The organism is Limnobacter sp. MED105 (genome assembly GCF_000170915.1).
Lineage (GTDB): Bacteria > Pseudomonadota > Gammaproteobacteria > Burkholderiales > Burkholderiaceae_B > Limnobacter.
In genome coordinates, this window is the sequence record NZ_ABCT01000001.1 from 1 (window position 1) to 24,475 (window position 24,475).

General features: G+C 53.2%; 26 protein-coding genes. 9 read left to right on the top strand and 17 right to left on the bottom strand.

What is annotated here, in order from left to right; translation table 11 throughout:
• Nucleotides 1-7 precede the first annotated feature (7 nt).
• Entirely contained in the window at nt 8-736 is a 729-nt protein-coding gene (locus LMED105_RS00005; RefSeq protein ID WP_050771112.1) for a heavy metal response regulator transcription factor, read from the bottom strand.
• Between the two features lie 187 nt (nt 737-923).
• On the opposite strand from LMED105_RS00005, the gene LMED105_RS00010 reads away from it, so the two are divergent.
• Together LMED105_RS00010 and LMED105_RS00015 are read left to right on the top strand one after the other, a co-directional pair.
• Nucleotides 924-1,235 (top strand): hypothetical protein, encoded by a 312-nt coding sequence (locus LMED105_RS00010; RefSeq protein ID WP_008246881.1) that lies wholly within the window; start codon nt 924-926, stop codon nt 1,233-1,235.
• A 110-nt stretch (nt 1,236-1,345) separates the two neighbouring features.
• The gene (locus tag LMED105_RS00015; RefSeq protein ID WP_008246882.1) at nt 1,346-2,671 is read left to right on the top strand and encodes an AarF/ABC1/UbiB kinase family protein; all 1,326 of its coding nucleotides are present in this window, start codon (nt 1,346-1,348) and stop codon (nt 2,669-2,671) included.
• Nucleotides 2,672-2,697: 26 nt separating this feature from the next.
• Here LMED105_RS00015 and LMED105_RS00020 read toward each other — a convergent pair whose 3' ends face one another.
• The 7 genes from LMED105_RS00020 to LMED105_RS00050 form a co-directional block, all read right to left on the bottom strand.
• On the bottom strand, nt 2,698-3,090 hold the full coding sequence (locus LMED105_RS00020; protein ID WP_040512093.1) for a hypothetical protein: 393 nt from the start codon (nt 3,088-3,090) through the stop codon (nt 2,698-2,700).
• 29 nt (nt 3,091-3,119) lie between these two features.
• Nucleotides 3,120-6,239, bottom strand: coding sequence for an efflux RND transporter permease subunit (locus LMED105_RS00025; protein WP_008246884.1), 3,120 nt, complete (start codon nt 6,237-6,239; stop codon nt 3,120-3,122).
• A 12-nt stretch (nt 6,240-6,251) separates the two neighbouring features.
• Nucleotides 6,252-7,364 carry an efflux RND transporter periplasmic adaptor subunit gene (locus tag LMED105_RS00030; RefSeq protein WP_008246885.1) on the bottom strand — a complete coding sequence of 371 codons (1,113 nt, stop codon included), beginning with the start codon at nt 7,362-7,364 and terminating at the stop codon, nt 6,252-6,254.
• A gap of 1 nt (nt 7,365) precedes the next feature.
• Complete coding sequence (locus LMED105_RS00035; RefSeq protein ID WP_008246886.1) at nt 7,366-7,941, bottom strand: hypothetical protein; 576 nt, start codon at nt 7,939-7,941, stop codon at nt 7,366-7,368.
• The gene (locus tag LMED105_RS00040; RefSeq protein ID WP_232222680.1) at nt 7,938-9,185 is read right to left on the bottom strand and encodes a TolC family protein; all 1,248 of its coding nucleotides are present in this window, start codon (nt 9,183-9,185) and stop codon (nt 7,938-7,940) included. Before LMED105_RS00040 ends, LMED105_RS00035 begins: the two co-directional genes overlap by 4 nt.
• 85 nt (nt 9,186-9,270) lie before the next feature.
• The gene (locus LMED105_RS00045; RefSeq protein WP_008246895.1) at nt 9,271-9,597 is read right to left on the bottom strand and encodes a hypothetical protein; all 327 of its coding nucleotides are present in this window, start codon (nt 9,595-9,597) and stop codon (nt 9,271-9,273) included.
• A 72-nt stretch (nt 9,598-9,669) separates the two neighbouring features.
• Nucleotides 9,670-10,449: an MBL fold metallo-hydrolase gene (locus LMED105_RS00050; RefSeq protein ID WP_008246896.1), complete on the bottom strand. Its 780-nt coding sequence runs from the start codon at nt 10,447-10,449 to the stop codon at nt 9,670-9,672.
• A gap of 106 nt (nt 10,450-10,555) precedes the next feature.
• Between LMED105_RS00050 and LMED105_RS00055 the strand changes: the two genes are divergently transcribed.
• Entirely contained in the window at nt 10,556-11,512 is a 957-nt protein-coding gene (locus LMED105_RS00055) for a GlxA family transcriptional regulator (RefSeq protein ID WP_008246898.1), read from the top strand.
• 12 nt (nt 11,513-11,524) lie between these two features.
• On the opposite strand, the gene LMED105_RS00060 is transcribed toward LMED105_RS00055, so the two are convergent.
• Genes LMED105_RS00060 through LMED105_RS00070 form a run of 3 tightly spaced genes read right to left on the bottom strand, consistent with a single transcriptional unit; the run spans nt 11,525 to nt 15,403 of the window.
• Nucleotides 11,525-12,187 (bottom strand): cation transporter, encoded by a 663-nt coding sequence (locus LMED105_RS00060; protein WP_008246900.1) that lies wholly within the window; start codon nt 12,185-12,187, stop codon nt 11,525-11,527.
• Nucleotides 12,188-12,220: 33 nt separating this feature from the next.
• Nucleotides 12,221-13,495, bottom strand: coding sequence for a DsbA family protein (locus LMED105_RS00065; protein ID WP_008246902.1), 1,275 nt, complete (start codon nt 13,493-13,495; stop codon nt 12,221-12,223).
• Between the two features lie 33 nt (nt 13,496-13,528).
• Entirely contained in the window at nt 13,529-15,403 is a 1,875-nt protein-coding gene (locus LMED105_RS00070; protein ID WP_008246904.1) for a radical SAM protein, read from the bottom strand.
• Between the two features lie 269 nt (nt 15,404-15,672).
• Here LMED105_RS00070 and LMED105_RS00075 point away from each other — a divergent pair, with 269 nt between their 5' ends.
• Complete coding sequence (locus tag LMED105_RS00075; protein ID WP_008246909.1) at nt 15,673-16,050, top strand: cupin domain-containing protein; 378 nt, start codon at nt 15,673-15,675, stop codon at nt 16,048-16,050.
• Nucleotide 16,051: 1 nt separating this feature from the next.
• Entirely contained in the window at nt 16,052-16,696 is a 645-nt protein-coding gene (locus tag LMED105_RS00080; protein ID WP_008246911.1) for a trimeric intracellular cation channel family protein, read from the top strand.
• 9 nt (nt 16,697-16,705) lie between these two features.
• Here the strand turns inward: LMED105_RS00080 and LMED105_RS00085 are convergent, their stop codons facing one another.
• Together LMED105_RS00085 and LMED105_RS00090 are read right to left on the bottom strand one after the other, a co-directional pair.
• Nucleotides 16,706-17,197, bottom strand: a complete 492-nt coding sequence (locus LMED105_RS00085; protein ID WP_008246913.1) for a flavodoxin family protein — start codon at nt 17,195-17,197, stop codon at nt 16,706-16,708.
• 55 nt (nt 17,198-17,252) lie between these two features.
• Nucleotides 17,253-17,666, bottom strand: coding sequence for a MerR family transcriptional regulator (locus LMED105_RS00090; protein ID WP_008246915.1), 414 nt, complete (start codon nt 17,664-17,666; stop codon nt 17,253-17,255).
• A gap of 163 nt (nt 17,667-17,829) precedes the next feature.
• Here LMED105_RS00090 and LMED105_RS00095 point away from each other — a divergent pair, with 163 nt between their 5' ends.
• Complete coding sequence (locus LMED105_RS00095; protein WP_008246916.1) at nt 17,830-19,059, top strand: NADH:flavin oxidoreductase/NADH oxidase family protein; 1,230 nt, start codon at nt 17,830-17,832, stop codon at nt 19,057-19,059.
• Between the two features lie 16 nt (nt 19,060-19,075).
• On the opposite strand, the gene LMED105_RS00100 is transcribed toward LMED105_RS00095, so the two are convergent.
• The gene (locus LMED105_RS00100; protein WP_008246919.1) at nt 19,076-20,077 is read right to left on the bottom strand and encodes a pyridoxamine 5'-phosphate oxidase family protein; all 1,002 of its coding nucleotides are present in this window, start codon (nt 20,075-20,077) and stop codon (nt 19,076-19,078) included.
• A gap of 82 nt (nt 20,078-20,159) precedes the next feature.
• Here LMED105_RS00100 and LMED105_RS00105 point away from each other — a divergent pair, with 82 nt between their 5' ends.
• Both LMED105_RS00105 and LMED105_RS00110 read left to right on the top strand, forming a co-directional pair.
• The gene (locus LMED105_RS00105) at nt 20,160-20,759 is read left to right on the top strand and encodes a TetR/AcrR family transcriptional regulator (protein WP_008246921.1); all 600 of its coding nucleotides are present in this window, start codon (nt 20,160-20,162) and stop codon (nt 20,757-20,759) included.
• The gene (locus tag LMED105_RS00110) at nt 20,759-22,117 is read left to right on the top strand and encodes an FAD-dependent oxidoreductase (RefSeq protein ID WP_008246922.1); all 1,359 of its coding nucleotides are present in this window, start codon (nt 20,759-20,761) and stop codon (nt 22,115-22,117) included. The genes LMED105_RS00105 and LMED105_RS00110 overlap by 1 nt, the downstream gene beginning before the upstream one ends.
• Before the next feature lie 12 nt (nt 22,118-22,129).
• Here LMED105_RS00110 and dinD read toward each other — a convergent pair whose 3' ends face one another.
• The 3 genes from dinD to LMED105_RS00125 form a co-directional block, all read right to left on the bottom strand.
• Complete coding sequence (gene dinD / locus LMED105_RS00115; RefSeq protein WP_008246923.1) at nt 22,130-22,972, bottom strand: DNA damage-inducible protein D; 843 nt, start codon at nt 22,970-22,972, stop codon at nt 22,130-22,132.
• 17 nt (nt 22,973-22,989) lie between these two features.
• Nucleotides 22,990-23,382: a lysozyme inhibitor LprI family protein gene (locus LMED105_RS15935; RefSeq protein ID WP_008246924.1), complete on the bottom strand. Its 393-nt coding sequence runs from the start codon at nt 23,380-23,382 to the stop codon at nt 22,990-22,992.
• Nucleotides 23,383-23,459: 77 nt separating this feature from the next.
• On the bottom strand, nt 23,460-23,699 hold the full coding sequence (locus LMED105_RS00125; protein ID WP_156799460.1) for a hypothetical protein: 240 nt from the start codon (nt 23,697-23,699) through the stop codon (nt 23,460-23,462).
• Between the two features lie 161 nt (nt 23,700-23,860).
• On the opposite strand from LMED105_RS00125, the gene LMED105_RS00130 reads away from it, so the two are divergent.
• Nucleotides 23,861-24,475: an alternative oxidase gene (locus tag LMED105_RS00130; protein WP_008246926.1), complete on the top strand. Its 615-nt coding sequence runs from the start codon at nt 23,861-23,863 to the stop codon at nt 24,473-24,475.

Genomic DNA, 24,475 nt, shown 5'->3' on the forward strand with positions numbered 1-24,475 from the left:
GAACGTCTCACGATGAATAGTCCCCTGCGGTCTGCTCATTGGTCTGCTCAACGGCGCGTTGCTCCAGCACATAGCCCATGCCACGCACCGTGTGCAACAAAGGCTGGTCAAAAGGTTCGTCCATCTTGCTGCGCAAGCGGCGTACCGCCACATCCACCACATTGGTTTCGCTGTCAAAGTGCATGTCCCACACCAATTCAGCCAATTCAGTGCGGGAAAGCACCTCGCCTTTGCGGCGCAGCAGCAACCACAACAGGCTGAACTCTTTCGCGGTCAGGCGCAGGTCTTGCCCGGCACGCTTGGCCTGACGTTTTACAGCATCCAGTTCAAGGTCTGCCAGGCTTAAGTGGCTGCTGTCAGCGGTGGCGCTCGGTTGACCTTGCGCACGGCGCGCCAGTGCATGCACACGGGCCACCAACTCGGAGAATGCAAAAGGCTTGGTGAGGTAATCGTCGGCACCCGCCTGCAAGCCCTTGACGCGGTCTTCAACCATGGAGCGTGCCGTCAGCATCAGTACAGGGATGTTCATGGTTTGGCGCAAGGCAGCCAGCACGCCCAAGCCATCCAGATCGGGCAGCATGCCATCCAGAATAATGAGTTCGTAATGGCCCTCGGTGGCCAGGTGCAAACCATCAATGCCATTGTGGGCAACATCCACCACAAAGCCTTCCGAGCTCAGCCCTTTCTGAAGGTAGCTGGCCAGTTTTTTTTCGTCTTCAATCACCAGAATTTTCATCGAAACTGCACCGCTGTAGCCGAGTCAACACAACCCGCAGTATAGAAGCAGGGCCCATATTTTTAAATTACAAATTTGTAATGTGCCTGTGGGCGCTTGGTAATTCGACCCTGCGTAAAGTACGACTCATGCCAACGCAATACTGCAACGGCAAAATTTGATGAAGTACCTCACAAGGAGATTTACCATGAACGCACGTCAATTGATCGCTACTTCCGTATTGGCCATTTCAGCATCTGTACCAGCCGTGGTCATGGCCAACCCCTCAACACAGCAAGGCGACGGTACCAGCCACGTGGTTGCAGTTGAAAGCCAGCGTAACCAGGCTTCTCGCCAGGCCGTGTTGAATGAATACCAGAAAGCAGTGCAAACCGGCGAATTCAGCCCAGTTGCAGGCGACCCAAGCGAAACAGCGCAAGCCGCAACTTCTACAGCAACACGCGCTGAAGTGCTGAGCAAGATCAACGGTGTAGACCTCACCGAAGGTGATGCCAGCTAATTGTTAAAAACCGGGTAGTTTTCCGGTTTTCAAAGGGCGCCTGTGATTCCCCGCACAGGCGCCTTTTGTTTTAAGATGAAGTTCATCTTTGCTTCAAAGCAGTGCCTCCCATGTCGTCCAGCCAGAAACCTCCCAAGAACAACAACGAATCTGCAGTGCCTTCGGGGCGCTTTGCGCGACTAAGCCGTTTCGGCGCGCTGGCCACCACAGTGGCAGGTTCGGTCGTGAAGAATGGCACCAAACAATTGGCACAGGGCAAACGACCCAAACTAAGCAGCTTGTTGCTAACCCCAAAAAACGCCCTGCGTGTGGCCGATCAACTGGCCCAGCTGCGCGGTGCTGCGATGAAACTGGGTCAATTGGTGTCGATGGACGCAGGCGACATGTTGCCACCGCAACTGGCCGAAATTATGGCCAAGCTGCGCCAAGACGCCAAACACATGCCGCGTAAACAACTGCTGGCTGTGCTTGAGAAAGAGTGGGGCGAGAATTGGGATGAACGCGTGCGTGAATTCAACCTGACCCCAATTGCCGCCGCATCAATTGGGCAAGTGCATGAGGCCATTTCACTCGATGGTGAAAAACTCGCCATCAAAATTCAATACCCCGGTGTTCGCGACAGCATCGACAGCGACATTGACAATGTGGCCACTATTTTGCGCTTCACAGGCTTGGTGCCCAAAACTTTTGATTTGGCTGCATTGCTGGCAGAAGCCAAAAAGCAACTGCATGAGGAGGCGGACTACCTGCGAGAAGCTGAGTACATCGCGAAGTACACCGAAGCATTGGGCGAAGACGAACGGTTCGAAATTCCCACGGTAAATACCGACCTGACCACACACGGTATTTTGGCCATGCGCTATGTGGAAGGCGTGCCGATTGAACAAATGGTCCACGCCACCCAACCAGTTCGGGACAAAATTGCCACCACCATGTTCCAGTTGTTGTTCAAGGAATTGCTGGGCATGCGCCTGATGCAAACCGACCCCAACTTTGCGAACTACCGCTACAACCCCAAAACAGGCCGAGTGGTGTTGCTTGATTTTGGCGCCACCCGTAGTTTTGATGAAGAATTGGTGAACGGATACATCGATGTCATGAAGGCGGCGCAAGCGGGAAGCCGCGAGTTAATGCAAAAAGCGGGCATGCGCATTGGTTACTTCGATTCCACCACAAAACCTTACCACCGCGACCTGGTACTGGACCTCATGGAACTGGCCTGCGAGCCCTATTGCACCGAGGGTTGTTTCGATTTTGGCAACACCGACCTGGCTGCGCGAATTCGCGACAAAGGCTTTGAGCTGGGCGAAGACCGAAAATTCTGGCATGCCCCGCCCATTGACTGCCTGTTCATACACCGCAAACTGGGTGGTCTGTTCTTGCTGGTCACCCGCTTGAAGGCGCGGGTGGATGTTTCAAAAACCGCTGAGTTTTAGACTCTGGGCTGAAGCATGATCCAAACTCAGTTTGTTTTAAATCGGACTGTGGCTTTTTTCTTGTTGGCGAATTCCACTGTAGCTACTGCGGTGTAGCCAGATCCCTTCAAATCCACACCCTCACCCGACAAAAGCGCCCCCTGGCCCGCCAGTGTTCTTTCCATTTTTTGGCCCGCCACTAAAAATACCAATTTGCCTTTGGCCTGAGTCAAATCAACCGGCTTGCCGTGATCACGCACATACAGTTCAGTGGCCTGCGGATTCAACACCAACTCAAACTCCATGTGGCTGCTTTCCACAACCACTCCACCGTGCCTGGGGTCAAGGTCATGCGGAACGCCTTCTTTTGCGTGTGCAACACCTGCGCCCAAAGCAAGGCTGAACATCACCGTCGACACCAACAATTTGGCTGATTTCATCATTGTTCTCCTTCAGTCAATTTCAAATACTAGAAAGCTTGTGCATCGGCCTGTTCCATCAATTTCTCGGCGTCTTTACGCCCAAAAACCCAAAACAATGCTGGGGTTAAAAAGGTGTCTAGCAAAGTGGAACTGATCAAGCCACTAAAAATAACCACCGCCACCGGGTGCAAAATTTCGGTGCCCGGGCGCTCTGCCTCAAACAGCAAAGGCGCCAGGGCAAAGGCAGTGACCAGTGCGGTCATCAACACAGGGCTGAGCCGTTCAAGCGAGCCGCGAAGAATCATGGACTGGGTGAACTGTTCGTGTTCAAACCGCATCAGGTTGATGTAGTGGCTCACCTTCAAAATGCCATTGCGAACTGAAATACCTGCAAGCGTAATGAAACCGATCAACGCCGCCACCGACAAAGGCTGTCCGGATAACCACAAACCAAGAACCGCGCCCACCATGGCCAAAGGAATATTGCCCATGATGATGGCCGACAGGCGAACCGATTGATAACGGCTGTAAAGCACCGCAAACATCAGCACCAGTGAAATGATCGATAGAAAACCCACCAAGCGTGTGGCTTCTTCTTGTGCCTCGAACTGGCCGCCCAAGGTAATGAAATAGCCGTCTGGCAAATTAAAGGCAGTGACTGTAGCCCGAATATCCTCAACCACCTCAGAAAGAGCCCTGCCTTGTGCATTGGCGGAAATCACGATCCGACGTTTCCCGTCGTCCCGGCTGATCTGGTTGGGACCGTCGCTGTCTTCAATCTCTGCCAACACGGACAAAGGTACAGCGCCTTGCGGGGTGGCAATCAGCAAGGTTTTCAATTGCTCAAGACTGCGGTCTTTCTCTGCCAGCTTCAGCACCAGGGCAAAGCGCCGGTTGCCCTCGACCACCTGGGTAATTTTTTCACCCTCCACCAAGGCCTGCAGAGTGTGCAAAATTTCAGAAGTGGACACGCCATATTGCGAGGCCACGTCATAATTCACACGTACTTTGATTTCTGGTGCAAGCACCTGTTTTTCTACCTCAAGGTCGACCAATCCATCAATTTTCGATAGTTGTGCACGCAGGGTTTCAGCAGTACCACGCAAAGTATCCAGGTCTTCGCCAAACACCTTGATTGCGATTTGCGAACGCACCCCAGACAACATGTGATCAATGCGATGTGAAATGGGCTGCCCCACCGCAATCGCGGCTGGCAAGTTCTTGAGTCGTTCGCGGATGTCCGCCTGCAACTCGCCCATGGGGCGAGTCATCTCGCTGGCGGGAATCAAACCAAGGTCAAGTTCTGACACATGCACACCCTCTGCATGCTCATCCAGTTCAGCACGTCCGCTTCGTCGGCCCACATGAGTAATCTCCGGAATATCCTGCAGAAGTAACTCGGCCTGCGTGGCCAACTTCGAGGTTTCTTCCAGGGTTACGCCAGGGTTCAGGCGCATGCCGATCAGCAAGGTGCCCTCGTTGAAGGGTGGAAGAAAAGTTTTTGCGAAAAAGGGTACAGATGCGCCTGCAAGCAACACCGCAATCAGCCCTGCAAACATCGCGGTTTTGGGTTTGTTCAGCACCGTGGCAAGGCTGACCTGGTAGCGCGCCTTTAGCCACTTCAGAATTCGGGTGTCGCCGTGGTCCAGATTCTTGATGCCTGGCAACAGGTAATACGACAGCACGGGCGTGACCGTAACAGACACCACCAAAGACGCCAGCGTGGACACAATAAACGCAATGCCCAAAGGCACAAACAACTTGCCTTCGATGCCGGGCAATGCAAACAATGGAATGAACACCAGCACAATAATGACCGTGGCGTACACAATGCCGGTTCGTACTTCCAGAGATGCTTTGCGTACAAGGCCCACCAGGTCGAAAGCAACACCAGGGTGTTTGGCCCTTTGCTCCTTCAAACGGCGAAGAATGTTTTCGACATCCACCACAGCGTCGTCGACCAAACCACCAATGGCAATGGCCAAACCGCCAAGCGTCATGGTGTTGATGGAAAGTCCAAAATATTCGAACACCAGTGCCGTGATAAAAATGGAAACCGGAATGGCCACCAGTGCGATTACCGTAGGTCGAACCGTGCCCAGAAAGAAGAATAGAACTGCGGCTACAAACACCGACGCACCAATCAATTTGCCTTGCAAGGTCGAAATGGACGACTCAATAAAACTGGCCTGACGAAAGGTAACACGTGGTTTTTCTATGCCCTGGGGCAAGCTGCCTGTCATTGCTTCCATGGCACTTTCAATGCGCTGGGTCAGTGCAATAGTGTCCGCACTGGGCTGCTTCTGAATTCCAAGAATGACAGCGGGTTTGCCTTCATAACCAGCATCGCCCCGCTTAACCGCTGCAGCAAAATTCACTTCAGCCACCTGCCGCAGCAGCACCGGGGTTTGCTTACTCGAGCCCACGACAATGTTGCGTAAATCGTCCAGTGAAGTGGTTCGCCCCAAATGACGAATCAAATACTCGCGACCATTGAGGGACAAAAATCCACCTGAAGTGTTGGATGCAAAACCACTCAAAGCCTGCTGAAGGTTTTCGATGGTAATACCCAGATCGACCATGCGCTGCAAGTTGGGCTGTACCTGAAACTGGCGCACTTCACCACCAATCGGAATGACTTGCGCCACACCCTGAATGGACAACAAGCGAGGGCGAAGCACCCAATCTGCATATTCGCGCACTTCCATCGGTGTGGTTTTACCCAGATCAATCGGAATGGCGATTTGCATGATTTCGCCCATGATTGAGCTGACTGGCCCCATGGTCGGTGCCACACCAGCGGGAATCGACTCCTCCATGCTCGAGAGCCGTTCCGACACCATTTGACGTGCCCGATAAATCTCAGTGTCCCAATTGAAAGTGACATAGATGAAAGACAGGCCCGCACTGGACACTGACCGTATTACCTCTACACCCGGCAAACCATTCAATGCAGTTTCCAGCGGAAAGGTAATCAGTTGCTCCACTTCTTCCGAGGCCATGCCACCCGCCTCGGTGATGACCGTGACCGTGGGCTTGTTCAAATCCGGAAAAACATCCACCGGGGTTTGGCTTAAGGTGAATGCACCGTACAGGGTCAGGATAAATGCACCCAGCAACACCAGCAGCCGGTTTTTCAGACTGCTGTCCAGCAACATTTGAAACATGTCGGCGCTCCCTTATCGAACCTGGTTGATCAAGGTTGAACCCTGAACCACCACACGTTCATCGCCGGTCAGGCCGCTTCGCACCAACACCTCAACGCCGTTCAGCGGCTCGGCCAACACCACCTTGGGCTCGAACAGTTCCGGTTCTTTCTTGACCCATACAATGGTTTGATTGGCCGCGTTTTTAACCACGGCTGCGCTCGGTATGGCAATGCCATTCACCTGGTCAGCCAACTCGCCGTACACTTTCAATAGCTGGCCGGTGGCAAAGCGAATGTTTTCAACATCGCGCGCCTCAAACACAAGGGACAGCGACTGATTTTTGACGCTGCTGGCTGCGCCCACATAATTCAGCTTCAAAGTTTGATTGCCTGCCTGAATTGTGGCGGAGGAAAACGCGGGCACTGCGCCGGGCTCAAACCAATTGGCCTGAACACGCACCACGTTTGGATTCACCACTTCAAACAGCACATCGCCTTCAGAAAAAACCTTGCCAGAAACCGCTGCCGTAGCGGCCAGAATACCTGTGGTGGGCGCACGCAGTTCTTCGCGTGAACTGATACCACTCGACAGGGCAGACACCTGCCCGGTCAAACTGTTGACCTGTGCTTCAGCGGCCTGAATTTCTTTCTTGGGGACAGTTTCAGCCAACTGATTGAGCCGCACCAAACGTTGCTCGGCCAAGGTCAATTCTGATTTCAGCTGTGCAATTTGCGCTTGCTGGCTGCTGCGTTCAAGCGGCGACTGATGCATGTGCACATAACCCAGAAGCTGGTTTTTTTTGACTGGCTCGCCAAGGCGTGGAACACCGGAACTGGCGGGTACAAAATGCCCGCCCAGTATGGTTTGCACCACACCGCCCGATTGCGGATCCATTGCAACCTGCCCGTTCAACTCAATTACTTTTGCCACAGGTTTTACTTGCACCACCTGGGTGCGCAGGCCAAGCTGGCGCTGTGCGGGTTTCGGAAGAAATACTTCACCTGTGGCTTGCCGCTTGGGCGCATCGCCCGGGCTTGCAATGGGTGCTTCATCACCATGGTCATGGCCTGGGCCTGCGACCAATGGCAACGGGCTCAACAAGCCAAGCGCCAATACCGAGAGTACCAACTGTTTGCTCAACATGTTATTTCTCTCCTTTGGACTTCAAACGCACCACGGCAAAACCAATCACGGCCAGGACCAGCAAAGCACCTGCGCCATACAGCAAAGTATCGAACTGATGGGAGTGATCATGCTCCTCGTGGCTGTGCTCGCCATGTTGGTCGAGTAACAGTTCACCCGCGAGAAGATCAATGTTCTCGCCTGCAGACACGGTCATGGCCACAGCCACTGCACCTTCTTCGACCCCCTCGGGCAACTGCGCATCAAATTCGCCTTCACTGTGCAATTCAACGGGCACTTGTTGGCCGTTCAGTTCCAGTTCCACCTTGGCGTTTTGCACGGGGGCATTGGTGGCTGCATGGTCAATGTAAATTTCAAGCATGCGGCCTTTCAAAATGCCGACCGCCTCGAACAGTTCCGATTCCATGACCACGCGGGGCGACGCTTCACCAACTGCAACCGGTGCTTCATCACCATGGTCATGACCCGGGCCTGCGTAAGCTGTCGTGAAGAGGAGCGAGCCGGCAAGCACTGCGGCTGACAATACATTGGTTAAAAATTTGCTCTGTTTCATGACGTTGATCTCAATGTTATTCATGGTAGAAGTCCCAAGGCCTGTTTGTAGGCTGAAACTTTTGCGGCATATTCAATGGCAGATTTCCGAGCCAGTTTCTCGGCCTCAAAGGCCTTTTGCTCGGCAATCAACAACGTGGGCAAATCGGTTTCACCCAGATCGAAGGAATTTTTGTACAACTCGAAGGTTTTTGTGGCCAGCCTGGCTTGCGCTTGAGCCGACGCTTTAATTTGCGCAAACAAGTCCAACTTACTTTCAGCCGCACGACCAAGAGCAACGATTTGCCGCTGGGTTTTTGTCAGTGCCGCTTCGGCAGCAATGCTTTCACTTTCTGCCTGCAATACCCGGCTTTGATATTCCGACGAGTTGCCCAAAGGAATTCGCGTGGACACCACCAAAGATTTCTCGCTGGCCGAGGTGAATGCACCACGGTCGCTGATGATGGCCAAACCCACCTCAGGATTCGCCCGCGCTTGGGTTTGCACCAAATCGATTTGTTGTTGCTGGGCCAACACCTGAAGCTGCGCCAGTTTGATCGCGGGGTGATCCAGCGGTTTCAGCCCATTGGGAATGTCGGTGCTCTCGGTTTGAATCTGTGAAAGCACTGAAACAGGCAAACCGATGGTGGCCGCATAATCTGCACTCACATCACTTAAAGCGCTTTGAGTTCGGGCAAATTCTGCTCGGGTCTGTTCATACAGTGCAGAGGCCTGATAAAAATCGGTTTGGGCCAAGTCGCCGGCCTTCACCCGCTTTTCAACATCAACCATCAACTCTTGCGCTGATTCAAGTCGTGCCTGTGCGATTTCTGCATCAAGGTTCGCCGCCAGGGTATTCCACAGCGTTTGACGAACAAGACCAGCGAGTTCGAGTTTTTTCTGTTCAAGTTGCAACTGCACCAACTCAATTTCGGTGTCTCGCAATGATTGGGTACGCGCCCGCTCATTCCAGTTCCAGATGGGTGCGGACACACCGAGCTCGATTTCTCGCAAGCCCTGGTTGTTGTAGTTCCGGTCCGATCGATACGACCCTTCCAGTGAAAGTGGTTGGGCAGTCAAGGCGCTGGCTGCACTCCTTCTCGCTTTGAATGCTTCAATGCGCTTCAGTGCCGACTGCACTTCTGGATCAATGCTCAAGGCCGATTCAAAGACATCTTGAACCGTCACAGTGGTTTCCGCAGGCATGGCTTGCTGAGTAAACGCAGCAGGAGAAGCGCTTAAAAACAATAAAGCCAGGCAAGTGGACACCACACGATGTGGTGAATTCATGGGGTATTTCTCCAAACAAAACAGCTGAACTGCCCTTTTCAGCCTGCACAAACAGGTCATCAGGGGTAGTTAATTCAAGTTTTGTTCAGACCCACTTCGGGCGTTCTATGCGGTTTGACGAGAAAGATTGAAAGCCGTTGAACTCTTCAGGTGCTTGGTCCAAGGCATTGGGAAGTGTGGCAAAAGTCAACAAACTAGGCAATACGCTCACACTGTATGCATGGCAATGGTGGTGATCACCATCGCAGTTTTGGTCTTGCTGCTTGTTGTTGTCTGGTTCGTGATGTGCGGCGTGGTGATCATGCCCATCGTGGGTATGAAGCACTGCCTCAATCGCAGATTCATGCTCTGCCCCGTGTCCATGATAGGTTTCTACCGCCGCAAGCGCTGCTTGAAGCGGTAATACCAACATGAGAAGGGCGAGAAAAAATCTTTGCATACGTATAAGAGTAGCACAGGCCCTTGAAGGTTCAATTCCATGGCTTCAGTTCAAATCCACAATCTCCCCATCTTGCGGAACTACCAGTCGCTTACTGAGCCCTGCATGCTGTGCAGCAATCAGCAATTGATCCCGAGTCACCGGGCAGTGGCTGATCGCCTCCAGGTGGTTGGCAATTACCGTGCCGCTGGCAGCCCGCGTGAACTCAAGCACATCACTGACACCCATAATAATTTCACCGCCCACATCAAATTGCGCCCCTCCGGCAGGCACCACACTAACTTCCGGCTTTCGGGTCCACAAGAACTCTTGAATGCGGGGTGTGAAAATGGTGTCCCCACTCAGGTAAAGCGAGGGCTCACCCGGAAGCTGAATGAAGTAACCCACCCCGTGTTCCATCAATGAACCCACAAAACCCCGCCCATGCACACACGGCACAGTGCTGATCAAACCGCCCAGAAAAGGGGCCTTCTTGCTGCCTGCATCGGGCGGCAAGGACTGTACATTCAAACCCTTGCCAACCAAATGTGGCGCATCGTGTGCGGTACAAATCACAGGTATTTGACGCTCTCTAAGCCAGGCTTTGCCAAAACGGTCCAGGTGATCAAAGTGGCCTTTCTGGCAATGGGTAATCAAGCAATGGGTCACTCCCAGAAGGGCCAAATCGGCTTGGGGTGGCAAATCCACCGTGGGGTTTCGCAACATGCCGCCAGAAAGTTTGAGCGGCGGCAGTGCGTTCTTCGGAGACAACATGGGATCAACCAACACCCGGTATTCTCCGAATTCCAGAATAATGGTGGCATTGCGCAGTTGCTGAATTTTCATGACTCTTCTCCGGTATGGGATGCTGAATCATGGCAAGAAAACACATTCTCCAGTTATGGCATAGAATGACAACTTTCAGTCATTTTCTGCCACACCCGGAAAACTTATGAAAATTGGACTTTTGCTGTACGACCAATGCATGCCTGCGGGCTTGATGGCATTCAATGACCTGCTACAAGCCAGCAACCGACTGTCGGGCAAACTGCTGTTTGAAACCTGCTTGGTGGGTACCGGCCTGAAACCTGTGCAATGCGCCAATCAAATGGTGTTGACTGCCAACTCACTGCTTCAAGACACGCCACTGGATGTGCTGCTGGTGCCCGGCATGTGGACTGAATCGCCCAGCCAGTTGCCGGAGCTGCTTGCCCAACACGCCAAGCTGATTGAGCAAATTCGACAACTGCCCGATCACACCAAAGTGTGGAGCTACTGCACAGGTGTGTGCTTCCTGGCCGAAAGCGGCCGGCTTCGCCGCCAACGCGCCACAGTCACTTGGTGGCTGGCCAATGCCATGCAAAAAAACTACCCCAACGTGAATTGGCTGATTGACAGCGATTGCGTGGTAACCCCAAAAACCGCCACGGCTGCAGGTGTTCACGGTTACCTGCTTCTTGCGCAGCAATTGATCGAAAAGTCGCTGAGTAAACCCGCGTTTCAGGAGTTCATCAAACTGATGGTGCTACCCAGGCCAGTGCAGCAGCACCCTGCTTTCAGATCGTTTGCCTTTATGGAGCAGGCTGACCCTTTGCTCAGAAAACTGGCAGCGATCGTGGCGCAAATGCCTGCAGAACAGATCACCGTGCAAACACTGGCGGGAAAACTAAATTTGAGCGAACGCACTTTGGCCCGAAAGGTGAGCGCTTTGACTGAAATACCCGTGGCCAGTTATGCCCGGCAGCTGAAACTTCACCAAGTGAGCGAACAACTGATTTGGTCAAGCCTTCCAGTCAACACCATTAGCGAAGAACTGGGCTACAGCGACGAATCGAATTTAAGGCGACAATTCAAACAAGCCACCGGGCTTTCACCGGTTCAATATCGCAAGAAGTACGCTCGAGCCTGACCTTGAATTGAATCAGTGAGAATGACCATGCGAATGTGCAGCACCCGCAGTGGCTTCACCCCGCAACTCAGCCCGCGCCTGTTTGATCACGCTGAACGAGGCCGTTAAACCGAGTGTGGCCATCAGCGTAGCCACCGCAAGATCGGGCCAGGCAGTTTGAGTAACACCCACCAACAATGCAGCGCCCAACACAGCCAGGTTACCGATTGCATCGTTGCGGCTGCACAACCAAACCGAACGCATATTGGAGTCGCCATTGCGGTAGCGGTACTGAATGGCAGCCACACCCACGTTTACACTCAAGGCCATCACACCCACCACACCCATGGTTGCGTAAGAGGGAACCTCGCCATGCAGGGCTGCATAGCCCGCGAAACCCAACACACCCACGCCATACAAACCCATGGACACACCCTTGAGCAAGGCTGCCTTGGCCCGGGTTTGAAGCGCCATGCCCAACACAAACAGGGACAAGGCATAGTTGGCCGCATCGCCACCAAAATCGAGTGAATCGGCAAGTAGCGACACCGAACCAGCCGACCAACTGGCGCCCACTTCAATAAAAAACATCGCGGCGTTCGCGATCAGTGCGATCCACAGCACCTTGCGAAAGCCAGGGTTGTTTGCTGCGGACTTGGCCGCTTGATCGGATGGGCAATGGTTGCAACCGGGCATGATGTGTCCTGGATTGAGTATTTCATAACTGTATTAGAAACCCTGACACAGTGGCAAGGTCAAGGCCCACAACCGGTCTTGCCCCCAAACCACCGTGTTGCCCACTTTGAATGAAGGCACGCCCCAAAGCCCGGCGGCAAACAACTCCTCCCGATTGGCTGTAGCCCGCTCGCGCCAGGCCTCGTGCTGCAAAGCCACCTGTGCGCCTTCCCAGCGCAAGCCAGCGCGTTCTACAATTTTTCTCAGGCCTTTGTCGCTGCCCGCATCAATGCCTTCAGCCCAAACACCTTGCATATAAGAAAGCACAAATTCCTGCCCTTTGCTGTGCTGTTCGGCGAACGGGATTAGGGCCAAACCCCGCTCGGTGGGTTTGCCCACGGGGTCATTCAAGCGACCAAAGGAAATGCCGCGCACATGCGCCTCTCGCGCTGTGTCGTACACAATGTATTCGCGTTTCACTTTGGGAACGGGTAGGCCGCGCATCACCATGGGCAACACAAAACGCAAATTGACTTTTGCGCCAGTCCGCCGACCCAACTCGAAAATGCGAGGGGCCACAATCGCGGAATAGGGGCTGCGAAACGAGAAGAAAAAATCAATGTCGGGCGGGTTGTTCAGCGGCTTGGCGTGCTCAAGGCCGTCGTCTGCGGGAAACAGCAGGGCAATGGCCCCATTGGTTTGCGCACCCAGTGCCTGCAAACGCTGCTCCAGGTGGTACAGGCGGTCAATACCCCAATACCATTCGCCCTCGTAATACAACATGCCGCCCAGGTAGTGCCCAAGCTTTTCTCGCAAAGCGTCGGCTTGTGCAATGTGGGTTTGTACGTCCATTTGCCCGGACGTAAGCTGGGGTTCATCGCTGCCCCACAACCATTGGCCCACCGAGGCGGCCTGCTCAACAAACTGACCGCTTTCAATGGCGGCCACCAAGCTTTGCGTGGCTTGAAGTACACGCGGTGCGGCAGGCTGCTGGCCACAATCCACAAAACTCAAACCATGACGCTGCGCCAGCAAAGCCGCATCCACGCGGCTGTAGGCCACCAGTTTTTCGCGTTCAGGCGCGGCTGAATCGGGCGGCGGGCTGACCACATAGGGCTTCAGTTCAACCTGGTAACGCGCCAGAAAACGTGGCAAAGCCTGGGCCAGCAAATGGCTGTAGGGGTCGTCAACCTGGTGAAAGTAGTAAACCTGGTGGGGGCGGCCCGAGGCCAACCGTGCCTTCTCGGCTTTGGCGCGTTGGGCCAGCAAGGTGCTGCGCGCAAAGCGGTGTTGGGTGATCATGGGCATCAACAGGGTTTTTAAACTCATGGTGCCACCTTTGAAGTTTACATACTGTCAATATTAAGCTGTTTTCACTGGTTTGCCATACAAGGCCTGCTCAATGAAGTTTTTTTGCACCGTGGCGCGGGGTACTTTTTGATCAAACCAGCTGCGCACGTTCTGGTCCAGTCCAATGCCGTGCATGTAGTTGTAAAGCGCGCGGTTCAGGCCTTCGCCCAGTGCGGCGTGATCAACCCCGGTGGGGTCGATAAAACCAATGTCGTTTTTCGCAAAAGTGCCCTGGGGCAGGGGCTTTAGCTGAATGCCGTATTCTTCCGGGTTTTTGCCCACAGGCGAATGCACCGTGCAGGCAAAGCGGTGAAAATACCCCGATTGAATGCAGCCTTCTGCAAACAGCTGGCGCACATATTCCAGCGCATCCACGGTGTCTTGCACGGTTTGGGTGGGGAAGCCATACATCAGGTAGGCATGCACCAACACACCGGCATCGGTAAAGCCTTTGGTTACGCGGGCAACCTGCTCCACCGAAACACCCTTCTTCATCAAGTTCAACAAGCGGTCAGATGCCACTTCAAGCCCACCACTGACTGCAATGCAACCGCTGTCGGCCAGCAACTGGCACAGCTCGGGTGTGAAGGATTTTTCAAACCGAATATTGCCCCACCAGGAAATGGACACATTGCGTGCAATCAATTCTTGCGCCAAGGCCTTCAAGGCTTTGGGGGGCGCGGCTTCATCCACAAAATGAAAACCGGTTTGCCCGGTTTCCGCCACAATTTGTTCAATTCGGTTTACCAGCTCGGTGGCCGTGGCGTTTTCATAGCGGGAAATGTAGTCGAGCGACACATCGCAAAAACTGCATTTTTTCCAATAACAACCATGGGCCACAGTCAGCTTGTTCCAGCGCCCGTCGCTCCACAGCCGGTGCATGGGGTTCAGCATGTCGAGCAGGCTTAGGTAACTGTTCAGGGGCAGGCCGTCCCAAGTGGGGGTGCCCACGTCGCCAAACGGCACATCGGGTTCGGCCCAACTGGTGTACTGCACTTTGCCCTCGGCATTGCGCGTGAAAGTACGCACCAGCCGCTGCGGGCCGCGCTTGCCTTGCAGGTGTTCAATCAAACACAGCAGGGGGCGCTCGCCAGAATCGAGCGTGACAAAATCAACAAAGTCGAACAATCGGGGCTCGGCGAGTTCGCGCAATTCAGTGTTCACATACCCACCGCCCAAACCAATTTTGATGGCCGGGTTTTCGGCCTTCATAGCCTGTGCCATGCGAAGCGCGGCATACACCGCGCCGGGGAAAGGCACGGATAACAACACCAACTGCGGCTGCTGGCGCTTGAATTCTTCCAGGGTCAATTCCACCAAAATTTCATCAATCAAGGTGAAGGGTTGCTGCAAGGCAGTGGCCAGCGGGTCGAAGCTGGGCTGGCTGCCGGCCAGCGATTCCGCGTAGCGCACAAACTCGAAGCGCTCGTCAATTGCGTCGGCAATGACATCGGCCAGGTCGTTCAGGTACAGCGTGGCCAGGTGGCGGGCTTTGTCTTGCGCGCCCAGGGCACCAAAAGCCCAAGCCAGCGGGTCGCCACCTTCCTCGTCCACATACACATCCAGCGATTCAAACCGCGGGCCTTCCGGCAAAAAAGCGCGGCTGTTGATGCGGTGCGCCAAGGTTGAATCACCCCCCTGCAAAAATCGAATGGTGGGGGCAATGGTGGCGCGGTAACGGCTGAACTGGTCCATGAACAGGGCCACACGCTCGGTGACTTCCTCGTACTGTTCAATTTCTGCTGCAATTCTGTCCAGCCCCTCGGGTGAAAACAGCTTCAGCACCAGGCCCAGTGCAATGTCTGCCTGCACAGCATCAATGCCCTGCTTGCGCAGAAAGCCGGTGATGTAGGCGGTTGAAGGATAGGGCGTGTTGAGCTGCGTCATCGGCGGGATGAAGGACAACACACGGAAAGGGGTAGACACGATAAAACCTCGGGCTGAACGTGCCTAGATTCTACACCTTGAAGAAGTAATCGATTCGAGGGTTTTATGCGGCAAAGACTTCGTAAAGCACCACGCTGGCCAACAAGGCCACAGACCACTGCTGAATTGCTTCCCAAAACTTTTTCATGATTCAGGCCCTCGGTTAAAAAATCCAGCAGCCAAGCAGGCTGCGATTACAATAGACACCGGTTTAAAACAAAGTTCAATACATGACCCGCAACCTGACCGTATTTGCCAAGTGCAACACGCCGCTTGAACACGACCGGCCACGCCCGGGCCGGCTGGAAAAGGGCAACCCCCTTCGCAGCACCTGGAACCACTATGAACACCATGGCGTAAGCGCAGGCGTGTGGGCCTGCGAAACCGGCGCTTGGCGAATCGCTTTTGCGCCGGGCAAAGACGAGTTTTTTCATGTGCTGGAAGGGCGCATTCAAATTACGAATGCCGAAGGGCAGGCCGAGCAGTTTGGCCCAGGTGATGCGGGGGTAATACCCGCCGAATTCACCGGTGTATTCGAAGTGCTGGAACCTGTGCGCAAACATTATGTAATCGTTGATCGCGCGGCAATGCAAGCGGTGGATCAATAAGATGGCGGCGCTCAACCCCGGCGAATTCAGCCAGAACATTCAACTGGGCATTGAAGTTGTGGCCACGCTGGCCTTTGCCCTTAGCGGCATACTGGAAGGGGCACGCAAGCGGCTGGATGCCGTGGGTGTGTGCGTGGTGGCATTTCTTGCTGCCTTTGGTGGCGGTACCCTGCGCGACCTGTTGCTCGATGTGCGGCCCTTCTTCTGGGTGAAATACATTGAACTGCTGTGGGCCGTGTTTGTGCTGTGCATTGTGGCCATGCTGTTTATGCGGCAGCGGCATTTCAGGTTCACTGAAAAAGCCATTCTGTGGCCCGATACTTTGGGGCTGGGCCTGTTCACCGCCGCAGGCGTTTTCGCGGCCATTCAGGCCGGCATGCCCAGCCTGGTTGCCGTGTTCATGGGTGTCATTACCGGCGTGTTCGGTGGCGTGCTTCGCGACATTGTGTGCAATGAAATTCCGCAAGCCTTCAAAGACCACCGCCCCTATGCCATTTGCGCTTTTTTCGGCGGCTGGGCCTACATTGGCCTGCGCGAACTGAGTAACCCGGCATATGTGAACATGCTGGGTTGCGTGCTGGTGACTGTGGGTTTGCGCGCATTTGCCGTGTGGAAAAATGTGCGGCTTCCGGAGTGGAGAAGTTAGCTTGGTGGCTTAAAACAAACCCATGGCCAGGCCACTTGCAAATGCAGCGCCCAACTCATGGCAACGCTGTAAATCGGCTCGGTTAATTGTTTTGCTTGCCAGTATTTGTTCGGGCGTTTGTGCGTGGGTGCATACAATGTGTGGCGGCGCCATTTCCGTTAAACGCCACCCCGTGGCAATGCGCTGAATTTGCTTCACAGCGCCCTGCCCGTCGCTGCCGGCGCACACCAACACGGTGTAGGGCCGCCCATTGATTTGATCCAGCGCTGCATAGTAGGTGCGGTCGAAAAAGTCTTTCATCAAACCCGCCATGCTGCCCAAGGTTTCAGGGGCAATGAACACATAGCCGTGCGCATTCAACACATGTTCAGCGGTTGTGTCACTGGCATTCAAAAGCAAGGTACTTGTGTTGGGTTCAGTGCCCGCACCTTCAGCCACCGCCTGGGCCATGGCTTTGGAACCGCCGGTGATGGAGTGATAGGTGATGAGGAGGGTTTTCATGGCTCAAGCACCCAATAGGCGACGAGCAAGATAATCATTCGATACGCTGATTAAGTTAATCAAAGTTCAAAATTCCCATATTTCGCAAAATGCGATCCGCGTTGTCATCGCAATCCATGTCTTCAGGTTTGCTCTCGATCAAATGAATCATGTTTTGCAACTGCGACTTGCCTTGGGCCAACTTCAATTCCATGGCCTCGATGTCGGCCACTTTCTTTTTCAGCATACCCACCAGCTCTTCATGCTTCCAGTGGCTTAAATTACCGGGCATCACCTGCCGTATCTCGTCCAAGGTAAAGCCTGTTTGTTGGGCGTTGGCAATGATGTTCAAGACAGCCACTGCTTCGAGTGGGTACTCACGGTAGCCATTCGACTTTCGGCTTACCGCGGTAATTAAACCCTTCGATTCGTAAAACCGGATGGTTGCCGCGGACAATCCGCTACGCCTGGCCAATTCGCCAATTTTCATGGGGATCGTGTCCTGTCAAAGATACTCGCTTCGTCAGTTTAAGGTTGTAGTGGACTTGAAGGTCAATGAACTCTGATCACCTGTCGTTTTTTTACTCCGGGGTATTGACCCTCAAGTTCACTTTAAGCTTATTGTTTGCTCCATTGCAACCCTGGAGAACAACATGAGCCTCTTCACCACCTTCACGCTACCGAACGGTTTACAGCTTCCCAACCGCTTGGCCAAAGCCGCTATGGAAGAAAATCTGGCCAACTCCGACCAAGCTCCTTCCGAACAATTGATTCGCCTTTACGGCGCGTGGGCTACGGGTGGCGTGGGCTTGATGATCACAGGCAATGTAATGGTTGATCGCCGAGCAATGACTGGCCCCGGCGGCGTGGTACTGGAAAACGACGCCCAAGCTGTGCAGTTTGAACGCTGGGCGAAGGCGGCGAAATCGAATGGTGGGCAAGTGTGGATGCAAATCAACCACCCGGGTCGCCAAATGCCGGCCAATTTGGGGCAGACCACAGTGGCCCCTTCAGAAGTTCCCATGGACTTAGGTAACTTCTCTAAGCAATTTACTCCCCCGCGAGAACTAACAGCCAATGAGATTGAAGACGTCAAAAACCGGTTCATCCATGCTGCGGCATTGGCTGAAAAGTTTGGTTTTGACGGGGTTCAGATTCACGCTGCCCATGGTTATTTGCTCAGCCAGTTCTTGTCACCTATTTCGAACAAGCGCAAAGACCAATGGGGTGGCTCAATCGAAAACCGGGCACGCTTGTTGGTTAATGTAGTGAAAGGTATTCGGGCCGCAGTGCGGCCCCAGTTTGCAGTGGCAGTAAAAATAAACTCGGCAGACTTTCAACGCGGCGGCTTTAGCGAAGACGATGCCAAGGCCGTTGTTAAAATGCTTAATCCGCTTGGGCTAGACTTGATTGAATTATCCGGCGGCAGCTACGAAGCACCCGCCATGCAGGGCAGCGCACGCGATGGTCGCACTCTGGCACGCGAGGCTTACTTTCTTGAATTTGCCAAAGATATTGCCACGGTGGCCACTGTGCCCATCATGGTGACAGGAGGTATACGCCGACAGGCGGTGGCTGAACAGGTGTTGGCCACTGAAGGCATCAGCCTGGTGGGTATCGCCACTGCATTGGCGCTGAACCCGAATTTGCCTGATGAGTGGAAACAGGGTCAAGCCAGCGTGCCCGAATTGCGCACCATTAAGTGGAACAACAAGGTGCTGGCCTCGCTGGCTTATATGGCCATGGTGAAATACCAATTGAACAGGGTCAGCCAGGGCCGTGATCCCAATGCACAGGTAAGCCCGGCATTTGCATTGCTACAACAGCAAGTTGGTACGTTCTTCAGGACCAGACAGTACAGAAAGTGGATGATGCAGGAGTAAATCCACAACCCAACAATCAATACAAATTGTGTTTGTAATCCAACTGCAGCCCCTTCTCCATAGCACCCGGCAGCGACACCGCTGCCCGCGCTATCTTGGCCTGCAAAGAACCTTCCTTGCTTTGCTTGATATGCGCTTTGAAAATTTCGGAAGGCACCAAATCCTCGGGCTTTTGTTGGGCGGGCCACAACGCAGAACTCACAATCGCCCCACTTGTAATCATCTGCATTGAAGTTGGCTTGATGCGTGTAACAAGCAGCGGCTTCTTGCCCTGCACCTCAAATTGCGCTAGCAGGGCCTCATCATCGCAAAGTTCAGCCGTGCCTTTCACCTCCAGCATGGCGGCGCAACCGGGTACCAATACCAGCAAGGAAACCTCAGGCTGCTCAAGAATATTGCGGAAGCTGTCGATTCGTCGATTGCCGGGGCGATCCGCAAAATAAACAAATCCATCGCCCTGTTGAATCAGGAAATTTTCTGGATCGCCTTTGGGGCTTACATCGGCCTGCCCATTTCGATTGATACTGCCCAGCACCAAAAAACTGGCCCGCTTGATGAACTGCGAAATTTCTCCCGGTGCTTCGCCGATGTACGTAGGCAGCCAAAAATCTGATCGCCTGAATGACTTGGCGCAGTGCAGGTAACACTCTTCCACCTGCAGGCTAAGCAGCCCACCTGCAACACCAGAAACCTTGCCATTCACGCGCAGTGTTTCTTCCATGCCGCTGACCATGAAGAGCGCGCCGAATGACACATCGGGTTTAACCAAATCACCGTTGTCCAGTGCTGCCACAGGCACTGACAATTGCCCAGATTCGATCACCGACACGAAGCCTTGTGCGCCACCAGCGGCCGTTACATGAATATCACCGGGCTGGCCAAAAGCCAGGAATCCAAAACTGGAATAAGACAACCACCGCAAGGCATGCTCGTCCACATAGTCGATCACTTTAAGGTCTCGAGGCGCGGGCAACTTGCCCACTCGCTTTTGAACCTGCTCGATGGTGGTCAGCTTCATACTCAAACCCCTTCATAAACATTTGACTTAAACGATCGTTTAACTTAATCTTTGGCCGATCATAGCAGCAAACTTCTGAATCATGCAACGAGTCGCCCTTCAAGACAAACGCGAAAATCTTCAACAGGCCTTGCTTCGTGTAATCGCCCGTGACGGCATAGAGCAAGCCACAGTTCGCAACATCGCCGCTGAAGCGAACATTAACCCGGCCGCGATCAGTTATGCGTTTGCCGGAAAAGACGAACTCATGATGTCCCTGCACCTGGCTTTGCAAGCCGACGTTCATGATGTGATTACTCAAGCAGTAAAAGCCTGCAGCACCATTGAAGAAGCCATTGCCAAAATGGCGAAAGCGTATTTTGAACACACGGTGCGCGACCCCGATCGCCAACGCGCCCACATGGAGCTGACCTTGTCTGCATTGGCCCGTGTTGAATCACGTGAGATCGCCAAAATGCAGTACGAGGGCTATATCAAACAACTGGTTGACGCAGTAAGCCAGCTCGACGACGGCTGTATTTCCAAGGCAGACATCACAGCAATTGCGCGCCTGGGCCTGGCCATCATGGACGGCGTCATTATTCAGTACCTGAGTACGCACAATCTGTCTGCCTGCAAAAAAACCCTGAATTTGGGAATCGCCCTGCTGGTCAACCATTGCAAACTGCTCAAGGAACAATAGTGGACGCAACGCTTGATGCGGTCGTGATCGGTGCTGGCTTCAGCGGTTTGAATGCAGCACGCATTCTTCGTGGCGAAGGCAAAAACATCGTGGTGCTGGAGGCGCGCGACCGGGTTGGCGGGCGCACAAAGCACGGCCAAATTGCCAGGCTTGACATTGACTTGGGCGGCATGTGGCTGGCGCCAAGCCAGGTTCGACTCGCCGAATTGGCAGACCGCATGAATGTGGGGCGCTACCCCACCTACCTTGCAGGCAAATCAGTGCTGACCATGGCAGGAAAAACAGGCTTGGTGAACGGGGAAGACTTCACCGAGTTTCTGACTATTCAGGAGAAAATTCAGGCCTACCTGCTGCTGCGAAAAATCAACCACCTGCTGTCTGCTCTGGATGAAGTCGACCCCTGGGGCAGCCCACAATCAAAGAAACTCGATTCGACTTCGGTCGAGATCTGGCTTTGTGAAGCCACACAATCCGAGCGACTTCGTTCGCTGATCCGCGTTATTTGTGCATCCCTTTTCTGCGCCGAAACCTCACAAATTTCACTGCTCTTCTTCCTGAACTACCTGAAAGGTGGTGGTGGGCTGGAATCCATGATTTCTGCGGACACCGGGGGAGGACAAAACCTGTTGTTTCACGGGGGCGTGCACCAAATAGCCAGAAACATGGCGCAGGAACTGGGTTCAGCCTTGCGCTTGAATGAACCTGTGCATTCGATTGATGTAAGCAATGGCATCGCGGTGGTGAACACACAGTCCGCTCAATTTTGGGCAAAGCGAGTGATTGTCGCAGTGCCCCCTACATTGACCAACAAAATCAATTTCAACCCACCCTTGCCCAGTGCACAAACTGCACTGCACACGCGACTCAGCATGGGCAGCGTCATCAAGTTCTGGATTGCTTACCCGACGCCGTTTTGGCGACAGCAAGGGTTCAACGGCAGCATTGTTCGCGACGACCGCCCAGCCTCCCCCTGTTTTGATGTTTCTCCTCCGAATAGTGAACTCGGCTTGATTGCAGGTTTTTTCGAGGCCGACCATGCCATACACGCAGGCGACTCAAACACATTGCATCGCCGCGAAACCGTCATCGCGATGTTGGCAGCGCATTTCGGTGAACAGGCACTCAAACCTTTGGACTACATCGATGTGGATTGGTCTCGAGAGGAATGGTCCAAAGGCTGTTATGGCGCATTTGCGCCGCCCGGGGTAATGTCGCATTACGGCAGTTCGATTCGAACACCACACCGTTCGATTCACTGGGCGGGCACAGAAACCGCCACCCAATGGGCAGGCTACATCGAAGGTGCACTTCAAGCAGGCGAACGGGCTGCGCAAGAAGTGTTGCGGGGGCTTTCTTGAAAACTTGCCATATTATTCTTCCAGCGCATCAGGATTCTCAATCGCATTCTTCTCAGCAGAGGTAAGGCGTCGTTCTACTTTCTTCACATCTTCGGCAGGCGGTAAGCTTTCAGGCCGAATACCCCGACTGAGAAGAGTTTTTCGGACTGCCTCGTTGTTGGTTACGTGTTCTTGCGAGATTTGTTGTTCATGCCCCATGGCCTGCTCACGGGCGTTATGAATGGTAATTTCGGTAGCGAAGTCTTTTGCCTTCAAAATAATGGTGGGTGCGAAATCAGCCAGTGGGCAATTATCAGGCACTTTCCATTGGGCTTTCATTGCTTTGGTATTTTTACCAAACAACGCGGTGTCTCCCTTGCTTCGTATCAGCGCAAAATTTTCGCTGCCGCCAGTTTGTTCATAAATAATGTCCGACAACTCTTTCTCTGTTGCAGATAATTTTTTGCGTGCGGTAACTCGTTCCACCTCCAACAGTCTTTGCTCTATCAACTCAGCCTTTCTGGTTTGAATTGCAAAGTAAGTTTGCGCAAACGCAATTTCCTGTTTTTGCGGATCGCCATTCTGAGCAATCAAGTAGCAGGCGTATCTTGTCAACATGATGTCACTGATCTCACGCTGGCTTCCTGAGCCAAGTTCAACCATTTTCCTGACATCGGCAAAATGGTTGATGACATCGTGACCGGACACGTCACAAGCAGTCTTAGCTTTTGAAATGACATTTAAAAAGTTATCCCACTTGCTATAACCCAATAAATGCTGAACATCTCGGGCTAACCAATACTCAACCCCATTCTCAGTTGACTGGGCATGACCTTCAAAGCTTTCTGTCAGGTTGTGAATCAAGTCGTTTTTCATTCTTTTCCCTATCTCTTTCACCGTTTACTTCCTGTGCATACATCACCCTCAACAACCGGTTCAAGCCATTGCTTCAATGTGGTGATTCGTTCCTGAGTTAAACCCAGCCGCGTGATGCATTGGCACATCGGCAAAACCGAACCATAGTCGATAAAACGCTGTGAGGGAAACTGCATGAGCGATTCGGCATCCACGTATTGCACCCACTGTTTTTGACTATTGTTCAGTGCTGTCAGAAATACCGAATCGTCGCGTTTCCTCTGCTTAATCTGAAGCAGCGTACCTTCCATCTCTGCATTTGCACTTTTGAGCTGTGTACAAAACTCCTCTTCAACGGTGCTGCTTGCGAAGGCCCAAGATGGCACCGAGAAAAATCCGAGAAAAACAAGCTTGAACATCAACTTATTCATTTACCTTTCCTTCAAACAAGTCAGCCTCTCTTAGTCTGCGTCTGGTAAGACCCGACAATATTTTCCCCCCAGCGCGGTCATATCGCTTCATACATGCAGGTAGCATGCCCAACATCGAGAAAAAATAATTCATCACCACTTGATTTGGATATTCCTTTCGCGAACTGCTTTTCGTTCTCTCTTCCATCACATAGACCGCGATGAACCAAGTGTCCCCAACCGACGGTGCAATGCCCAGCTCCATCAGTGTCATACAGTTTGGCTCGAAACTGCTCAAAATCCTGAATCAACTTTTTACCTTTATCGCCCAACTTCATAAATTCCCCCCTCAAAATTGCCAGTATCCAAATTCCTCTGTCAAAGGCAAAAATGAGGTCCCGCCTGCCATTCCGGGGGCTATCCCACACTTCCCAATCAGCGTAGACTGATTTACAAAATAATCAAAAAAGTTGTCAACACACCTCAGGAAGTAGAGCCCATGGACACAATGCCTCAAGAACCCACACCCAAAGACTTCTCGGACAAGTTCGCCAAGTCGCTGACCATGTTTTTTCGCTGGTTCGCCGACACTTTCTTTGCCAAACGCTACGGTCACCGGGCGGTCATTCTGGAAACAGTGGCGGGTGTACCGGGCATGGTGGCTGGCATGTGGATTCACCTGAAAAGCTTGCGGAAAATGAAAACCGGCTACGGCCCCACCATTCGAACCCTGCTTGAAGAGGCCGAGAACGAACGCATGCATTTGATGATTTTCATTGAAATTGCAAAGCCCAGCGTGGGCGAGCGGCTGTTGGTGTTGTTTGCCCAGCTGGTGTTTTGGCACTTCTATTTCATACTGTATGTGTTCTTCCCGAAAACTGCGCACCGCATGGTGGGCTACTTCGAGAACCAGGCAGTGGTCAGTTACACCGACTACCTGGCGGAAATTGATGCAGGGCGAATTGAAAACATTGCTGCACCAAAAATTGCAATCGACTATTACAAACTACCCGCTGACGCGAAGTTGCGCGATGTGGTCATTGCCGTGAGAAATGACGAACAAGGCCACGCCGACGTGAATCATGAAATGGCCGATCATCCGCTGCTGGTATAG

Coding starts and splice junctions, on each gene's coding strand:
- LMED105_RS00085 (WP_008246913.1), bottom strand. CDS start 17,197: ATGAAAACCCTCCTCATCACCTATCACTCCATCACCGGCGGTTCCAAA.
- LMED105_RS00055 (WP_008246898.1), top strand. CDS start 10,556: ATGAAAATTGGACTTTTGCTGTACGACCAATGCATGCCTGCGGGCTTG.
- LMED105_RS00060 (WP_008246900.1), bottom strand. CDS start 12,187: ATGCCCGGTTGCAACCATTGCCCATCCGATCAAGCGGCCAAGTCCGCA.
- LMED105_RS00025 (WP_008246884.1), bottom strand. CDS start 6,239: ATGTTTCAAATGTTGCTGGACAGCAGTCTGAAAAACCGGCTGCTGGTG.
- LMED105_RS00105 (WP_008246921.1), top strand. CDS start 20,160: ATGCAACGAGTCGCCCTTCAAGACAAACGCGAAAATCTTCAACAGGCC.
- LMED105_RS00065 (WP_008246902.1), bottom strand. CDS start 13,495: ATGAGTTTAAAAACCCTGTTGATGCCCATGATCACCCAACACCGCTTT.
- LMED105_RS00030 (WP_008246885.1), bottom strand. CDS start 7,364: ATGTTGAGCAAACAGTTGGTACTCTCGGTATTGGCGCTTGGCTTGTTG.
- LMED105_RS00045 (WP_008246895.1), bottom strand. CDS start 9,597: ATGTTGGTATTACCGCTTCAAGCAGCGCTTGCGGCGGTAGAAACCTAT.
- LMED105_RS00050 (WP_008246896.1), bottom strand. CDS start 10,449: ATGAAAATTCAGCAACTGCGCAATGCCACCATTATTCTGGAATTCGGA.
- LMED105_RS00035 (WP_008246886.1), bottom strand. CDS start 7,941: ATGAATAACATTGAGATCAACGTCATGAAACAGAGCAAATTTTTAACC.
- LMED105_RS00125 (WP_156799460.1), bottom strand. CDS start 23,699: ATGAAGTTGGGCGATAAAGGTAAAAAGTTGATTCAGGATTTTGAGCAG.
- LMED105_RS00130 (WP_008246926.1), top strand. CDS start 23,861: ATGGACACAATGCCTCAAGAACCCACACCCAAAGACTTCTCGGACAAG.
- LMED105_RS00010 (WP_008246881.1), top strand. CDS start 924: ATGAACGCACGTCAATTGATCGCTACTTCCGTATTGGCCATTTCAGCA.
- LMED105_RS00100 (WP_008246919.1), bottom strand. CDS start 20,077: ATGAAGCTGACCACCATCGAGCAGGTTCAAAAGCGAGTGGGCAAGTTG.
- LMED105_RS00040 (WP_232222680.1), bottom strand. CDS start 9,185: ATGAATTCACCACATCGTGTGGTGTCCACTTGCCTGGCTTTATTGTTT.
- LMED105_RS00095 (WP_008246916.1), top strand. CDS start 17,830: ATGAGCCTCTTCACCACCTTCACGCTACCGAACGGTTTACAGCTTCCC.
- LMED105_RS00005 (WP_050771112.1), bottom strand. CDS start 736: ATGAAAATTCTGGTGATTGAAGACGAAAAAAAACTGGCCAGCTACCTT.
- LMED105_RS00020 (WP_040512093.1), bottom strand. CDS start 3,090: ATGAAATCAGCCAAATTGTTGGTGTCGACGGTGATGTTCAGCCTTGCT.
- LMED105_RS15935 (WP_008246924.1), bottom strand. CDS start 23,382: ATGAATAAGTTGATGTTCAAGCTTGTTTTTCTCGGATTTTTCTCGGTG.
- LMED105_RS00070 (WP_008246904.1), bottom strand. CDS start 15,403: ATGACGCAGCTCAACACGCCCTATCCTTCAACCGCCTACATCACCGGC.
- LMED105_RS00080 (WP_008246911.1), top strand. CDS start 16,052: ATGGCGGCGCTCAACCCCGGCGAATTCAGCCAGAACATTCAACTGGGC.
- dinD (WP_008246923.1), bottom strand. CDS start 22,972: ATGAAAAACGACTTGATTCACAACCTGACAGAAAGCTTTGAAGGTCAT.
- LMED105_RS00075 (WP_008246909.1), top strand. CDS start 15,673: ATGACCCGCAACCTGACCGTATTTGCCAAGTGCAACACGCCGCTTGAA.
- LMED105_RS00015 (WP_008246882.1), top strand. CDS start 1,346: ATGTCGTCCAGCCAGAAACCTCCCAAGAACAACAACGAATCTGCAGTG.
- LMED105_RS00090 (WP_008246915.1), bottom strand. CDS start 17,666: ATGAAAATTGGCGAATTGGCCAGGCGTAGCGGATTGTCCGCGGCAACC.